The sequence below is a fragment of the Paenibacillus sp. FSL M7-1455 genome (genome assembly GCF_038004655.1).
GTDB classification, from domain to species: domain Bacteria; phylum Bacillota; class Bacilli; order Paenibacillales; family Paenibacillaceae; genus Paenibacillus_AQ; species Paenibacillus_AQ cookii.
Window position 1 is genome coordinate 1196453 of sequence record NZ_JBBORO010000001.1, and the last position, 13686, is coordinate 1210138.

Below are 13686 nucleotides of genomic sequence, written 5' to 3' on the forward strand. Positions count from 1 at the left end.
AGGAGGCAGCCGCATGAATAACGTGATCGCATATTACGATCGTTTCGACGAATGGGGACGGCTCGACCGCGAGCCGATCGAATTTATCATCAACCTTCATCATATCCAAAGCATGTTGCCGCCGCAGGGACATATTTTGGATAACGGGGCCGGGCCGGGAAAATATGCGGTCGAGCTGGCGAAGCTCGGGTACCGGATGACGCTGACGGATTTGACGCCGAGTTCGGTGGACGCCGCCAAAAGGAAAGCCGCGGAATTCGGGGTCCTGGATCAGTTTGAAGGTTTTTATGCCGCCGACGCCAGGGATTTAAGCATGCTGCCGGATGAACATGTCGACGCCGCGCTGATGCTTGGGCCGCTGTATCATCTGCAGACGGAAGAGGGCAGAGTTAGCGCCGTGAAGGAGCTGCATCGGGTAACGAAGCCGGGCGGACTCGTGTTTGTCGCAGTGATGTCCAAAACAAGGTTTTTCATGAATTCGCTCATGCAGCCCGAGCATTGGAAACCGAACCATACGGTTGAAGGCATCCGCCGGTTTTTGCAAACCGGTACGTTCGATCACGCGGACGAAGGACGGTTTACCGGGGCCTATTATTTTGACATCGCCGAGATCAATCCGTTTATGGAGTCCCAAGGGTTTGAATCCGTAAAATTGATCGGCTCGAGCAGCGTTGCGAGTGCCATGACGCCGGAACAGTGGGACTACTGGCGCCGGCAGGGAGATGAGGCCTATCGCCAAGTTTTGGACATCGTCATCCAGGAATCCGAAAATCCCTATTTGCTGGGTACTGCTTCGCATCTGCTTTATATCGGCAGGAAGGTTTGAATGGAGCGCATCATTTGAAAGGGAGCCTGAAAGGCTCTTTTTTTGCAAGGCACGGCATAGGCGTAACGATGATAACCATTGGATCTGAAGGCACGGGAATATATGGAGAGAGGGTTGGTTCGATGAAGATGGCCTTGGTTTTGTTCAACGGAGTGACATTCCTTGATTTTGTCGGATTTTATGACGTTATTTATCGTTTGAACCTTTTTGACAAGACGAAAGGAACGACTTGGGACATTTGCGGTGTCACCGGGGTGGTAACGGATGAGCTTGGCATGCAGGTAAAGGTCAATGTCATTCAGCCCGATTTATCCGAATATGATCTTGTTTTTATTCCGGGAGGAATGGGAACACGAAAACTTAAGGATGATGCCGGATTCATCGAATGGATCAAGACAGCGGAACCGGTGAAGTACAAAGTATCGGTATGCACAGGCTCGTTGTTGTGGGGAGCGGCGGGATGTTTGAAGGACAGGAAAGCAACGACCCATCCGAATGTATATGACTTGTTGGAGCCCTATTGTTCAGAGGTGGTCCCGTCGCGGATTGTAAAGGATGGCAACGTCATCACGGCCGGGGGAGTAGCAACATCCATCGATCTAGGACTGTTTATCACGGAATTGTTTGCGGGAAAAGAAGCGGCCGATGTTGTGAAGAAACAGATTGATTATCCATATACGGCCGTCGGGATCGTGGAAGTGTAGCGGCTATTAATGATTGGGAGCAATTAAATAAAGAAGAAACGTTAATGACCTGAGATGTTTCCGTTTCTGAATATTTTCTGAATCTCGGGGGGTTTTTCTGGAAGGAAAGGAAATGAACGGTGTCGAATACTTCCCAGCATAAAATAACATTAGGGGAGCTTTCAAACTATGATCACGCAAAAAAACCGTTTTATGCTCCAGTTGTCGGCAGCCGTTATTCTGTTATCCGTGTTCCCGCATTTGCTGAACGGCCATTGGGACGTATTTACAGGTATGAATGCCGCAACCATGGAAGGAATGGGCATGGGAGTGATGAATTACACGGCCCGCTTCCGGGTCATTTTGAACCTGCTGCTCGTCATCCCGTTTGCGCTATGGGCAACGGGTTTGATCGTATTCAGGCGCAAGGCCGATCAACGCTGGATTCCCGTCCTGAACACCTTAGCCCTTACCTTCGCGAGTATTTCCATCATCGCCGGCGGCGGCGGGCATGTCGAATTGCATTTCTCCATCTTTATGGTGATCGCCATCCTGGCCTATTATGAAAACATTTCCCTGGTCGTTCTTATGACGGTGATTTTTGCGCTGCAGCATGCGGCAGGCTACCTGGTCATTCCGGAAATCGTGTTCGGCACTTCTTCATACAGCTTTGGCATGGTATGCGTTCATGCCCTATTTCTGGTCCTTACGGCAGGCGCAACCATGCTGCAAATCAACTCGTCAGCCCGAATCCGGCGGGCATTGGAATCGGAAAAACAACATGAAAGAAAACGGGCCGTCCAAGATGTGATCAAGCGCCTTTCGTCCGCCTCGAGCCAAATTGTCGGATCTGCGGGGCAATTGTCCACCGCTGCTGCCGAAACTGCCCATTCCAATCATCGGATGGTTCAATCCATGCAGGACATTGTGGATGGAACCCAGTCCCAGGTCATCGGTTCCGCCGAGAGTACCCGGGCCATGCAGGAGATCGCTGCCGGGATCACGCGCATTGCTTCGTTTTCAACCGAGGTGTCCCGCTCAGCACAACAATCGGCCGCGCTCGCGGAGGAGGGGAATGAATCGGCCCGCCGCGTAAGCGAGCAAATGGAGCGGATTCAGCTGGCGGTCAACCGTTCCGATCACAGGGTACAAACGTTAAATGACCGCGCCTTGGAAATCGGCAAACTGCTTGAGACGATCCGGGCAATATCCAGCCAGACCGATTTGCTTGCGCTCAATGCCGCTATCGAAGCATCCCGGGCCGGCGAGCATGGGCGGGGTTTTGCCGTCGTCGCTTCGGAGGTTCGGAAGCTGTCCGATCAATCCGGCAAGATGGCCGGGGAGATTTCCCGCCTGGTGGAGACGGTTCGGCAAGATTCCCTGGACGCCTTGCTGTCCATGGACGAGGTGCATGAAAGTGTTCGGAGCGGTATGGATATCACCTTGAGTGCCGGAAGGTCGTTTGAGAAGCTGCAGGTGTTGTCCAAGCAGGTAGCCGACCATATCCAGGACATCTCCGCAACCGTTCAGCAAATTTCCTCCGGCTCCGGGCAGGTGTCGGCATCCATCGGGGATTTATCCTCCATTGCCAGCCGGAATGAGGACATTTCGCGCAAAGTTTCCGCCGAATTCAGATCGCATGCCTCTTTCCTGGAAGAGATGCAAGGAACCGCCCGGCTGCTGCACGAGTCGTCCCGCGAGCTCGAAGCCATTATGGATCAGATGCAGAGGGAATAGGCCCTGAGGGGCTATAAAGGTACATAAGCACATAAGATGGCTCACCTGAAAAAGGGGCCATCTTATTTTTAACTTGAGAAGGCCACAAAGCCTTTTCCAGGTTTTCACGACTCGGACCACCCGCCACAGTTCCACGTTTGCAAGAGAGGAGGAAACTGCAAGTTGAACGGGATCAAAGGCATTATTTTTGACATGGATAATACGTTATTGAAATCCAAAATAGATTTTGCGGCCATGAAACTCGAGACCTTTCGATTTTTGGTTTCCAGGGGATTGCTCTCCCGGCAGCTTGATATATCAAAGCACACTACTTCCACCCTAATTGAAGAAGCTACGAAAACCGGCGGCATGACGGAGGAACTGGTCGCCGAAATGTGGGAGATCCCCAGAAGATTTGAAATGGAAGGCATGAAGGGGGCCGAATTGGAGGACGGCGTTGCTGAAATTCTGGAAGAGCTGAAGGGGAAATACCGTATGGCCGTTGTGACGAATAACTCGAACATTGCCGCGGAGGCCGCTTTAAGGGATCATGATATATTGGATTTTTTTGATGTTGTCGTCGGTAGAGAAACCATGTCCTCCCTAAAACCATCGCCTGCCGGGTTTCATTACATTTTGGATCGGTGCAGCGATATTTCAGCCGGGGAATGGATTTCGGTAGGCGACTCTTGGATCGATGGAAAAGCCTCGATGACCGCGGGGATTCGATTCATATCCTATCAAGGAGACATCGCTAAGATGAACAGAATGGGCGTACATCCGTACGCATCGATTGTGGATATAAGAGAATTGCGGGATGTTGTAGGATCTCGGGAGCAGATCTGATATATAAAAAAATATTGTAACTAAACTAAAACCAAATGGTTATATTAAATGACAGTTTGATCGATGGTTAGGGGGAGAGCGTTTTTTATATTCATATGATATTGAAAATGGTCTGATTTCATCGGGATACTCGACATAAATGAAAGCATGACAAATCGTATATCAAGAAGTACTTATATAATACCAGTCAGCATGTATGCAGCTAGGGCGAAATAACTGTAGTCGTTGAGGGGGCGGATATTTTGAATTTTTCTTGGATGGCGGCGTTATATCAAATTGTATTTATATTGATCGTAATCCTGTTTTTTGCGGGATTATATAAATTCGTAAATAGACTCATCCAGCATACGAAAAACACGGAAGAAAGCTTGAGAAGATTGGAAGAGAAAATAGATCGGTTGAACCATGAAATGAATAAGACCGAGTGAATTTTTCGGATGAATCCGTTGGAGCAAAAAGGACGTTCTAGGCGAACGTCCTTTTGGAGCATCTATTGGACCGATAAGATATTATGGACTCAAATCGATGTTCAGCGTCCGGTCAATTCGAACGGCATCCGTTTCCCGCATCATGCGGATTTCGTAAGTCTCCTGTTGCGGGGCCATAATGGACAGATCATAGGCATCCGTTCCTTCGGCCGGAACGAGCAGATCTTTTCTTTGATCCGCCTTTTCTCCATAATACGTGTCCCTAAGCTCCCCTTCCGGCTGGAACGTAGGTATACGAAAACGTACGCTCATGCGATCTTTCTCCGGTTGCCGCACGCGAAGCTTCAGAAAACCATCTTCATATCGCGCCTGGGCAATGGCCATTTCCTTGCCTTTAAAGCGGATCGGCTTCGGCATGTTTTCGTTCAGACTAAGGGTAAACGAATCGCTTCTTGTCCAGTCCGATACTTTGATATCGCCGATATGCAGCGTCAAGCTTTTTACCGTCTCGTCAAAAAAAGGAGAGGAATTAAACGCGAGCTCGATTACGCCGGGTTGAAATTTCTCGTTCGCAGGCTGATACTTCGTCCGGTAAGTCTTGAGGGGATATGTCTTTCCATGATCGTCCGTAAGCTGAACAGCGTCCCCGGTCAAATCAAGATCGAGCCCGTAATCGGCGCTCTGGTCCAGCCGAAGCTCGGTATGGCGTATTCCTGCGCCTCGCGGCCCGAAGCATCATGGCTGGCAAACAGCTTGAAATGAAGGGTGAAGGGATTCCCTGCCAGAAAATCGCGAACCTCTTCCGCATTCAGCTCGATGATATCGGAAATGACCAAAATCGGATCCCCCGTCTCTTGATCGGCAATCACTTCCTTGCTGCCGCTTCCTTCGATCTCCTTTTGCTCAATTTCAACTCTTCTTTGAAAGTGCTTCTCTCTATTTTCCTTGAAATCGTATACAATAACAACCAACATAGATTAAAATTGGAATCATATATGCTTTCCAAAATTTATCCGCTTGGGAGGTAACGTGATGCAATGGATCTCAAAGGCGTTATGCAGATTCGGCTGTGCGTCCATGGCCAGCGTCCTGTGCCTGGTCCCCTACCTCGGATATCTTCTTTTGCGGATGGAGGTCGCCAGTGCCGTTCTTTTTTTCGTTTTCGGGCTGTACATGGCTTTTAAAGGGATGATCTCATTAACGGCGGTATCTTTCATTCTGGATGAATGGCTGTTAAACCATTCGGTCTTCATCGGAGCGGGACTGATGACTTCATTGATTTACGTTTTGATGCTGCAAAAGCTCTTGCCAATCGGCTATAACGCCTGAAGGGGGTGTCACCGATGAAAATCCGGATTATTGGTTCTTGCGGCAGCGGAAAATCCTACATCGCACGCGAATGTTCGCGAAGGCTGAACATCCCTCACTATGAAACGGACAATTTCGTATGGGAACGCGGCGAGGTGCAGCGCAGATTTCCGGCGGAAACGAGGGATGCCTTGTTAAGGCGGGCGGCCTGCAGCGAGGCTTGGGTTATTGAAGGCGTGCATCATAAATGGGGAAAAGAGAGCTTCGAGCATGCCGATGTTATTTTTATTATTACGCCCAACCGCTGGGTCCGGGATTTTAGGGTCATCCGCCGCTTTTTGCGCACCAGGCTTGGACTCGAGCGGGCGAATTACAAGCAGTCTTTGAAAAATGTGTTCGAGATGGCTTGGGTATGGAACCGGAAATTTGACAGGGTACATATGAAGGAGATTATGGAAATGACCGAACCGTTTAAGGCCAAACGGATGGTCGTACGTAGCAATAAAGAGATTTTAAAATACATACAGGCGCGTGAAGGCCAGTGAAAAAAAGAACGCTGATTTATTGCATTTTGGCCGCTATCCTGGGGGTTGCCTTGTTAATCAATGACTTCATCGAAACGCATCAATCCTATTTTGGAACCCATCAGATGTCACAGGGCTGGGGAACCCGTTACAAGGTCACGCTTCTGTTTAATATCCAAGGTTTGCAAAAGGAAAAAGACGTACGCGTTTTAGCGATCACCGGAGATCGCGTTGAGACGTTCGAAGCTTCGGGTGACGGGGAAGATCGACATTTTGAGGCTCCGGGCGCAGGGAAATATGAAATAAATACATTCAATTGAAAGGAGAAACTGATGATACTGATACCATCTACGCCAAAGCTGTTTAGCGAGGAAGTCATCATTTTGAATTCGGATCCTTTTTTTAACCGGGTGTCGAAGGAGAAGGACGTGTTCACGGAAGAAGAGATCCGGGAAGAGATTCAAGAAGGCCGAAACATGGGGGCAGAACGGTTTGTCATTCAAGACGGAGACCGGTACGTCGGCGTGCTCGAGCTGTTGATGAACAATCCCAAAGACGGTTATCCGTGGCTTGGGCTGCTGCAAATACGAAAGAGCTTTCAGGGGCAGGGGTACGGCCGCCGGGCGATGGACTTATTTTATGACATCATGAAGGAAAGAGGCGTCAAAACGTTCCGCCTGGGGGTGATCGCCGAAAATGAACCGGGACACCGGTTTTGGAAGGGTCAGGGGATGGCGCCCGTAAAATCCGTGATCAATCAAGACGGGAAAGAAATTATCGTGTATCAAAAGGATATCGTTTAGCACGGTTGAATCATGATCCGGCAGGATGCAGGAACAGGAGGGGCATATGAGCCAAGATTTTTATTGTGATGAGGTTTTGAACGGAAAAACGTCTGTCCGCAAAGTGATGGAAACGGAGCGAGTTTTGGCGTACCATCACACAAGACCGTCCTATGAACATCATGTCGTCGTCATTCCGAAAATTCACGTCGGTTCGCTCGTCTCCGATGAAGAAAGCAACGACGATCGGCTGCTGCTGGAGCTCATGGCCGTCGTCAAAAAGGTGGCTTCGGACATGACCTTAAGCACGGGCGCCGCCAGAGTGATCACCAACCTCGGAGCCTACCAGGACTCCAAGCATTTTCACTGGCATGTGGTGAGCGGCGAAAGGACCGTTTCCAAATAACGCGAAGAGAGGACGATCGGCATGGAGCATAATCCGCCCAAACACACGGTTTCGGTTTCCGCCTTGTTGATGAACGAACACGACGAGGTGCTGCTCGTCAGGACGCACTGGCGGAACGACACATGGGAGATGCCTGGAGGAAACGTGGATGAAGGGGAGCCATTGGACCAGGCCGTGTGCAGGGAATTTCTGAAGGAGACGGGGGTCGTGATTCGGCCGGTCGGAATTACGGGCGTTTATTTCAACGCGACGAAGCACGTCCTTTCGGTTGTTTTCAAAGCCGAATATGTGAGCGGGGAGATCCGCATCCAGCCGGAAGAAATTCAGGAAGCCGGATACGTTCGAATCACCGAATCCAACATCGATGAATATATTACCCGCCCGCAGCAAAAATCCCGCACGCTCGACGCGATGAGGGCCAAGGGTATGATTCCGTATGAGACATGGGAGGTCGCCCCGTCATACCGCTTGGTAACAAGAATTGAAAATGGATAACGAAACAAAAGCGATGTTTTGAAGGAGGGTTGGTTTGTGCAGACTGTCACACGTTTCGGTGAACCCGAAGATTTTGCGAAGGCACGGGAGATGGATCCGCATTTTGATCCCGAGTTTCTGAGGTGGAAGCTGGGCCGCCGCGAAGTCGTTTTGGCCGAAAACGGCGGAGAATTGCTCGGCTATATGCGCTTGGAATACATATGGTCCACGGTTCCTTACATCGGTCTTATCCTCGTGAAAGAAGGCCGCCGCGCGCAGGGGATCGGCAAAAAACTGTTGGCTTTTGCATCAGAGGATTTAAAAAAACGCGGTCACCGCTACCTGTACAGCTCGTCGCAGGTGAACGAAGCGGAGCCGCAAAGCTGGCACAGGCATGTCGGCTTCGAGGAAGCGGGAATCGTTTCGGGTATCAACGAGGGCGGGATCGGCGAGGTTTTTTTCAAAAAAACGCTGTAGCATGGAATGTGCGGAGATGCCGCAACAGGCAAAAAACAATGCCGCAATCGCAGAAGGAGAGAGGCAAACATGAAAGTGGCAGATCATTCTTGGCTTATCCAACAGGCGGAGCGATTCGTAAAACAAGTGCATGCCGGGGAGGCCAGCGGCCATGATTGGTGGCATATCGATCGGGTACGGAATACGGCGCTCGACATCGCCGCCAAGGAAAACGCCGACCGGACCGTGTGCGAGCTGGCGGCGCTTCTGCATGACGTGGCCGACGAAAAATTGAATGCAAGCAAGGAAGCGGGGTTGGAAAAAGTGAGGGCATGGCTGACGGAACAAGCCGCTGACGAAGATTTGACCGGCAAGGTGATGGACATCATCGCGAACATGTCTTATAACGGCGGCAAAAATCCGCCGATGACCACCCTGGAAGGGCAGGTCGTGCAGGATGCGGACCGTCTGGATGCGATCGGGGCGATTGGCATTGCCAGAACGTTTGCGTATTCGGGGGCCAAAGGCCGCATCATCCATGACCCGGAGCTGAGCCTGGATGACCTTGCCCAGGAGGATTACCGGTCCGCCGGCAAGACCGCTATCTACCATTTTTACGAAAAGCTGCTGAAGCTTAAAAGTTTGATGAATACGCCGTACGCCAGGGAGCTGGCCGAACAGCGGCATGCGTTTATGGAGCAGTATTTGCAGCAGTTTTACCGCGAGTGGGGAAGCCGAAATCCATAGGGAAACGGTCGCCCGGGTCGTCGCCATCGTGGCGTCGTCATGCTCGAAAAATGGCGCTGAAGCTGAACGAAACGTGAGCATCGCAAAACGACAAAATATAATCTTCAGGGAGGTTTTTTCATGACGTTTTCTTTCCTGCGGATCGGTTACGTGTACGTGCCGACGACCCGCCTCGACGATTCGATTGCGTGGTATACACAGCATCTGGACTTCAAGCTGATGGAAAAATTCGAAGACCGCGGCTCTGACTTGGCCGTGCTGCATCATCCGCACGTGAACTCGATTGCCCTGCTGCTGATCGAAACCCGGGACAAGCAGCCGCTGGAAATCCGAAGAAACGGCAAGCCTTTTCCGATCATGGCCCTGAATTGCGAAAACATCGAGCATACCTACGACAAGTTGAAAAACGCGGGCGTTCAGGTGGAAGAGCTCCGTACGCTCGGCCAAGGCGAAGCCAAATATTTTTATTTCCGGGACCCGGAAGGCCATTTGCTGGAAGCCGCCTGGTCCAAATGGGACCCGCAGGATGAGATCAAGGAGCATTTTAAGGCGTAGTCCGTTTTTTTTGAAAAATAACGTCTGTCGACGTTGACCGGAGGTTGCGATGAAAAAGCTAACCTATGCCGGACCGGCAGGCAGGCCGGGAGAGGCATGGTTAAGCATTCTCGTCATTGCGCTGCTAGCCGCAGCCGGCATTTTTTTCTACCATCGCCATAGGACGCGCCATCGTCCTACTTGACGGAAAAGGAGAGAGCAGCGGTGAAACAAAAAATCGTGATCGCCGGCGGAACCGGTTTTATCGGGACGTACCTCGAACAAGAATTCAAACGGCGCGGATGGGAGGTGTGCATCATCTCCAGACGGGCTGGCCATATCTCCTGGCAGGACCGGGAAGGAATCCGCGAGGCGCTGGAGTCTGCGGACCTGCTCGTCAATTTGGCGGGCAAATCGGTCAACTGCCGTTATCATGACAAAAACAAAGCCGGAATTTTGAACTCCCGCACCGAAACGACGACGATTCTCGGGGAGGCCGTTTTGGCCTGCGAGCAGCCGCCGGAGCTATGGATCAATTCGAGCACCGCCACCATTTACCGGCATGCCGAAGACCGTCCGATGACCGAGGAAGCAGGCGAGATCGGCTCCGGATTTTCGGTGGATGTCGCCACGGCATGGGAGAGGTCTTTTTTCTCTTTTAAGCTTCCCCGTACCCGTCAGGCGGCCTTGCGGATCGCGATCGTGTTGGGGCGCGGCGGCGGGGTGATGGTTCCCTACCGCAATCTCGTCCGTTTCGGCCTCGGCGGCATTCAGGGGCCCGGCCATCAACGTTTCAGCTGGATTCATCTTCACGATGTTTTGGGCGTCATTTTGTTCTTGAAGGAGCATCCGGAGCTTAGCGGCGTTTTTAACGTTTCCGCCCCGAATCCGGTCACGAACAAAGAGCTGATGCGGGAGCTGCGCCGGGCGATGAACATGCCTTTCGGGCTGCCCGCCCCGGCCTGGATGCTCGAAATCGGGGCAAGGATCATTCAAACCGAAACCGAATTGGTTTTAAAAAGCCGCTGGGTCGTCCCGGAGCGATTAATGCGGGCGGGGTACGACTTCAAGTACAAAACGTTGGGAGAAGCTCTCCAAGAAATCATTCCCTAAACGCCATTCGAAGGAATTAGGGCTTTAGTTCACAGCCAAAGAAAGGTACACTACTTATATTGGTCCTTATCCGATACTTTCCTGAAGGGAGCATCAACCATGTCTTTTGAGGCAACGAACACGCTGGAGGAGAAGTTGATCAAAGCGGTCAACGAGCCTTCCGCCAGACCTGATTTTTATTACGAACTCCGGAATTCCGAAATTTACGCGATCCAAGGCGGGACAAACCCTGTTCAGGAAACAACCGAGCTGACAGCAGGGCAATCCGTCCAGCTGTTAAGCGTTGAAATGAACGGGAAACGATACATCCCGATATTTTCTTCATTGACCCGCATGCAGGCCTTCATTCAAGAGCCCGTGCAATATTTGGCCATTAATGCGGTGCATTTTTTTAATTTGACGAAGGGAGCCGACCTTCTGCTTAATCCGGGCTCCGAGTTCGGCAAAGAGTTTACCGCGCAGGAAATCGAAGCGATCCTGAACGGCTCCGTATTTAACGCCCAAGAAGCTTACGTCGTGGAAAAAAACACCCAAACGATGATCGGTCCTCCTGCGGAACCGCCGACGGAGCTGTTGAACGAGTTGAGCAAAGTTTTTGAAGGATTAAAAAACGTCATCTGCGCCTACAACGCCCAGGTGTTTAACCCGCGTACGGACCGCGCGCCGCGGACGCTTATTGCGGTCAGCTACATCGGCAAAGGCGATCAAATCATTGCCGAGGCCGGGAAAGTCGCCGAATCGGTTCAAGTGCAGTATCCTCCGGTGCAGTTTATCGAGCTGAACGGCAGCTCCGGGCTTGAAAGTTATTTTGAAAGCAAATGCAAACCGTTTTATTTGAAGGAAACGTTCTAAGCTGTCAACGGATTGCTGGATTCCCGGTACCGCCGCTGCTCCGTCCATGGGCGACGCGGTCATCGGGGTTGAATATAATCAATATTCGAAGGGATGCGTTAGACGATGGAAAAATGGGAGTACAAAACGGTCAAGTACCAAACCGGCGGCTTTTTGGGAGGAAAGGTGGACGAAGAGGAATTCGAACAACTGCTGAACGAATGCGGCATGGAAGGCTGGGAGCTGACCTCCTGCTTCGACACCAGCGCGGGCCAAGGACATTCCAGGGATGTCATCGCCGTGTTCAAAAGAAAGGTGTAACGCTCGTCCAATAACCAGAAGCACATGGCTTGTCTTTCGGAGATCCGTCCGGCGGGCCGCGTGCTTTTTTTGGTTGACGGAAACCTGCGTGCCCGGAAGAAGTCCCGGCGAAGGTGGATAAAATGCGTTTTTTCCCTTAAACTAGTTAGGATAAAGGCTGCAAGAAGCCGATTTTACATAGAAGGAAGGCCTGCAATTTGTCTTACGAATGGATTTTATTCGATCTGGATGAAACGTTGTTTGATTTTAAAATGTCCGAGGCGCGCGCCTTGGCTTACGTCATTTCGAGCCTGAATCTCGATCCGGAGGATGCCGGCATCATCGATTGCTATAACCGGATCAACAAAGGGCTGTGGAAGGAACTTGAGCAGGGATTCATCAATTCGACCGATTTGAAGGTGGAGCGTTTCCGCCGGTTTTGCCAGGAGCAAAAGCTGGAGGAGGATGCGCAAATCGTCAGCGACCGCTACATCCAATCCCTTTCGGAGCATTCGTACGTGTTTGAGGGGGCGCTTGAGCTGCTGCAATATTTGAAGGACAACGGCTACCGCATCGCCGCCGTCACCAACGGCATCAAGCAGGTGCAGTTCGGGCGGCTTAACCGTTCGGCGCTTAAAGACTTTTTCGAAGCGGTGATCGTTTCCGAGGATACGGGCTTCCAAAAACCGCAGCCGGGGATCTTCGAGCATGCTTTTACCCAAATCGGCAGCAACGAAAAAGAAAAAATGCTGATGGTCGGCGATTCCTTAACCTCCGATATCCAAGGCGGAAACAACATCGGCATCGATACGTGCTGGTATAATCCGGACCGCCTGCCGAACCCGACCGGCATCGTTCCGACGTATGAAATCCACAAGCTGGACGAACTCAAGTCGGTTTTGCAGCGCGGCAAAGCCAAAGCCAGAACCTGATGAAAGCGCACTCGATCATGACAACAATTTGACGTGGTTGTAACCTTATTGTGACGATTTGGCGCGGGGGATGTTTTATAGTGAAACTATAAGAAGACCACGCCCGAACGGAGCTATTCCGGAGTTTTTACGCAAAATTCCGTTTGAAAATAACTCGGCAGGGTAATGGATAATATGGAAATCAATACATGTCCATTAAAGGAGATATTTTCAATGAAAAAAATCACGCTGTTTGCTACCCTCATGATCGCGGTTCTGCTAAGCATGACGACATCGGCCAGTGCAGTCGGAACGGACAAGGAATATACGCCGGTTCCTCCGAGCGAGGACACAGTGACAGCTTTGATTTCTTCGATAAAACAGGAGAACGGGCATATCGTCGTCCAGGCCGATCCGATCGAATGGTATGAAGGCGCCGCGGCCGACCAGAAGTTCATGGAACGGGAAAAAGAAGCGGCCGAAGAATTGGGCGGCGCGCCTGACGGTTATTACATCGTCAACGACGATCCGACGCTGAAGACGTATGACATTGCGCCGGATGCCCAGGTGCTGATGCAGTTGTACGATCACGACGGAACGTACGAAGGGATGGACATCCAGTGGAATGAACCGGTATCGCTGGATAAATATTTGGCCATCATGAACAACGACAAGCTGATCGACATGAAAAGCTTCCCGTACCACCTGACGATCCGGGACGGCAAAGTGGTTAAAATCGTTCAGCAATATATTCCATAAAAAGAAAGAATCCAGCACTTTGACGTGCTGGATTTTTTATAT

The 13686-nt window shown here is 51.1% G+C and carries 22 protein-coding genes; 20 read left to right on the top strand and 2 right to left on the bottom strand.

Features of this window, described 5'->3' with window-relative positions:
• Window positions 1-13: 13 nt before the first annotated feature.
• From NYE48_RS05610 to NYE48_RS28190, 5 genes are all read left to right on the top strand, one after another.
• Complete coding sequence (locus NYE48_RS05610) at window positions 14-826, top strand: class I SAM-dependent methyltransferase (RefSeq protein ID WP_036714188.1); 813 nt, start codon at window positions 14-16, stop codon at window positions 824-826.
• A gap of 122 nt (window positions 827-948) precedes the next feature.
• Window positions 949-1530 (top strand): DJ-1/PfpI family protein, encoded by a 582-nt coding sequence (locus NYE48_RS05615; RefSeq protein ID WP_036714191.1) that lies wholly within the window; start codon window positions 949-951, stop codon window positions 1528-1530.
• Window positions 1531-1698: 168 nt separating this feature from the next.
• Entirely contained in the window at window positions 1699-3246 is a 1548-nt protein-coding gene (locus NYE48_RS05620; protein ID WP_340997393.1) for a methyl-accepting chemotaxis protein, read from the top strand.
• 162 nt (window positions 3247-3408) lie between these two features.
• Entirely contained in the window at window positions 3409-4071 is a 663-nt protein-coding gene (locus tag NYE48_RS05625) for an HAD family hydrolase (protein WP_340997395.1), read from the top strand.
• A gap of 257 nt (window positions 4072-4328) precedes the next feature.
• Window positions 4329-4499, top strand: a complete 171-nt coding sequence (locus tag NYE48_RS28190) for a DUF4083 family protein (protein WP_373316220.1) — start codon at window positions 4329-4331, stop codon at window positions 4497-4499.
• A gap of 81 nt (window positions 4500-4580) precedes the next feature.
• Here the strand turns inward: NYE48_RS28190 and NYE48_RS05630 are convergent, their stop codons facing one another.
• Both NYE48_RS05630 and NYE48_RS05635 read right to left on the bottom strand, forming a co-directional pair.
• Window positions 4581-4994, bottom strand: coding sequence for a hypothetical protein (locus tag NYE48_RS05630; RefSeq protein ID WP_340997396.1), 414 nt, complete (start codon window positions 4992-4994; stop codon window positions 4581-4583).
• A gap of 155 nt (window positions 4995-5149) precedes the next feature.
• A complete protein-coding gene (locus NYE48_RS05635; protein ID WP_340997398.1) occupies window positions 5150-5473 on the bottom strand; it encodes a hypothetical protein in 324 nt (107 codons plus the stop codon).
• 58 nt (window positions 5474-5531) lie between these two features.
• Here NYE48_RS05635 and NYE48_RS05640 point away from each other — a divergent pair, with 58 nt between their 5' ends.
• The 15 genes from NYE48_RS05640 (at window position 5532) to NYE48_RS05710 (ending at window position 13644) form a co-directional block, all read left to right on the top strand.
• Window positions 5532-5828 (top strand): hypothetical protein, encoded by a 297-nt coding sequence (locus tag NYE48_RS05640; protein WP_212949192.1) that lies wholly within the window; start codon window positions 5532-5534, stop codon window positions 5826-5828.
• 14 nt (window positions 5829-5842) lie between these two features.
• On the top strand, window positions 5843-6352 hold the full coding sequence (locus tag NYE48_RS05645) for a hypothetical protein (protein ID WP_212949329.1): 510 nt from the start codon (window positions 5843-5845) through the stop codon (window positions 6350-6352).
• Window positions 6349-6651 (top strand): hypothetical protein, encoded by a 303-nt coding sequence (locus NYE48_RS05650; protein ID WP_036708358.1) that lies wholly within the window; start codon window positions 6349-6351, stop codon window positions 6649-6651. The genes NYE48_RS05645 and NYE48_RS05650 overlap by 4 nt, the downstream gene beginning before the upstream one ends.
• Before the next feature lie 12 nt (window positions 6652-6663).
• The gene (locus tag NYE48_RS05655) at window positions 6664-7134 is read left to right on the top strand and encodes a GNAT family N-acetyltransferase (RefSeq protein ID WP_081992205.1); all 471 of its coding nucleotides are present in this window, start codon (window positions 6664-6666) and stop codon (window positions 7132-7134) included.
• A 46-nt stretch (window positions 7135-7180) separates the two neighbouring features.
• Window positions 7181-7519, top strand: coding sequence for an HIT family protein (locus tag NYE48_RS05660; protein ID WP_212949190.1), 339 nt, complete (start codon window positions 7181-7183; stop codon window positions 7517-7519).
• Between the two features lie 21 nt (window positions 7520-7540).
• Window positions 7541-8014 (top strand): NUDIX hydrolase, encoded by a 474-nt coding sequence (locus NYE48_RS05665; RefSeq protein ID WP_340997405.1) that lies wholly within the window; start codon window positions 7541-7543, stop codon window positions 8012-8014.
• Between the two features lie 36 nt (window positions 8015-8050).
• Complete coding sequence (locus NYE48_RS05670) at window positions 8051-8470, top strand: GNAT family N-acetyltransferase (protein ID WP_340997407.1); 420 nt, start codon at window positions 8051-8053, stop codon at window positions 8468-8470.
• 69 nt (window positions 8471-8539) lie between these two features.
• Window positions 8540-9196: an HD domain-containing protein gene (locus NYE48_RS05675; protein ID WP_212949186.1), complete on the top strand. Its 657-nt coding sequence runs from the start codon at window positions 8540-8542 to the stop codon at window positions 9194-9196.
• A 120-nt stretch (window positions 9197-9316) separates the two neighbouring features.
• Window positions 9317-9751 carry a VOC family protein gene (locus NYE48_RS05680; RefSeq protein WP_036708370.1) on the top strand — a complete coding sequence of 145 codons (435 nt, stop codon included), beginning with the start codon at window positions 9317-9319 and terminating at the stop codon, window positions 9749-9751.
• A gap of 49 nt (window positions 9752-9800) precedes the next feature.
• Complete coding sequence (locus NYE48_RS05685) at window positions 9801-9935, top strand: hypothetical protein (protein WP_331480177.1); 135 nt, start codon at window positions 9801-9803, stop codon at window positions 9933-9935.
• A 20-nt stretch (window positions 9936-9955) separates the two neighbouring features.
• Window positions 9956-10843, top strand: coding sequence for a TIGR01777 family oxidoreductase (locus NYE48_RS05690; RefSeq protein WP_340997416.1), 888 nt, complete (start codon window positions 9956-9958; stop codon window positions 10841-10843).
• Window positions 10844-10942: 99 nt separating this feature from the next.
• Entirely contained in the window at window positions 10943-11695 is a 753-nt protein-coding gene (locus NYE48_RS05695) for an enhanced serine sensitivity protein SseB C-terminal domain-containing protein (protein ID WP_036708379.1), read from the top strand.
• 105 nt (window positions 11696-11800) lie between these two features.
• A complete protein-coding gene (locus tag NYE48_RS05700) occupies window positions 11801-11995 on the top strand; it encodes a DUF4177 domain-containing protein (protein WP_036708384.1) in 195 nt (64 codons plus the stop codon).
• 197 nt (window positions 11996-12192) lie between these two features.
• Window positions 12193-12906, top strand: a complete 714-nt coding sequence (locus tag NYE48_RS05705) for a YjjG family noncanonical pyrimidine nucleotidase (RefSeq protein WP_036708389.1) — start codon at window positions 12193-12195, stop codon at window positions 12904-12906.
• A gap of 213 nt (window positions 12907-13119) precedes the next feature.
• A complete protein-coding gene (locus NYE48_RS05710) occupies window positions 13120-13644 on the top strand; it encodes a hypothetical protein (RefSeq protein ID WP_212949180.1) in 525 nt (174 codons plus the stop codon).
• The last annotated feature ends 42 nt before the right edge of the window (window positions 13645-13686 follow it).

Bases quoted from the DNA above. Each gene is read 5' to 3' on its own strand.
- NYE48_RS05610 (WP_036714188.1), top strand. From the start codon at position 14: ATGAATAACGTGATCGCATATTACGATCGTTTCGACGAATGGGGACGG.
- NYE48_RS05615 (WP_036714191.1), top strand. From the start codon at position 949: ATGAAGATGGCCTTGGTTTTGTTCAACGGAGTGACATTCCTTGATTTT.
- NYE48_RS05620 (WP_340997393.1), top strand. From the start codon at position 1,699: ATGATCACGCAAAAAAACCGTTTTATGCTCCAGTTGTCGGCAGCCGTT.
- NYE48_RS28190 (WP_373316220.1), top strand. From the start codon at position 4,329: ATGGCGGCGTTATATCAAATTGTATTTATATTGATCGTAATCCTGTTT.
- NYE48_RS05635 (WP_340997398.1), bottom strand. From the start codon at position 5,473: ATGTTGGTTGTTATTGTATACGATTTCAAGGAAAATAGAGAGAAGCAC.
- NYE48_RS05640 (WP_212949192.1), top strand. From the start codon at position 5,532: ATGCAATGGATCTCAAAGGCGTTATGCAGATTCGGCTGTGCGTCCATG.
- NYE48_RS05645 (WP_212949329.1), top strand. From the start codon at position 5,843: ATGAAAATCCGGATTATTGGTTCTTGCGGCAGCGGAAAATCCTACATC.
- NYE48_RS05655 (WP_081992205.1), top strand. From the start codon at position 6,664: ATGATACTGATACCATCTACGCCAAAGCTGTTTAGCGAGGAAGTCATC.
- NYE48_RS05660 (WP_212949190.1), top strand. From the start codon at position 7,181: ATGAGCCAAGATTTTTATTGTGATGAGGTTTTGAACGGAAAAACGTCT.
- NYE48_RS05665 (WP_340997405.1), top strand. From the start codon at position 7,541: ATGGAGCATAATCCGCCCAAACACACGGTTTCGGTTTCCGCCTTGTTG.
- NYE48_RS05675 (WP_212949186.1), top strand. From the start codon at position 8,540: ATGAAAGTGGCAGATCATTCTTGGCTTATCCAACAGGCGGAGCGATTC.
- NYE48_RS05680 (WP_036708370.1), top strand. From the start codon at position 9,317: ATGACGTTTTCTTTCCTGCGGATCGGTTACGTGTACGTGCCGACGACC.
- NYE48_RS05685 (WP_331480177.1), top strand. From the start codon at position 9,801: ATGAAAAAGCTAACCTATGCCGGACCGGCAGGCAGGCCGGGAGAGGCA.
- NYE48_RS05695 (WP_036708379.1), top strand. From the start codon at position 10,943: ATGTCTTTTGAGGCAACGAACACGCTGGAGGAGAAGTTGATCAAAGCG.
- NYE48_RS05700 (WP_036708384.1), top strand. From the start codon at position 11,801: ATGGAAAAATGGGAGTACAAAACGGTCAAGTACCAAACCGGCGGCTTT.
- NYE48_RS05710 (WP_212949180.1), top strand. From the start codon at position 13,120: ATGAAAAAAATCACGCTGTTTGCTACCCTCATGATCGCGGTTCTGCTA.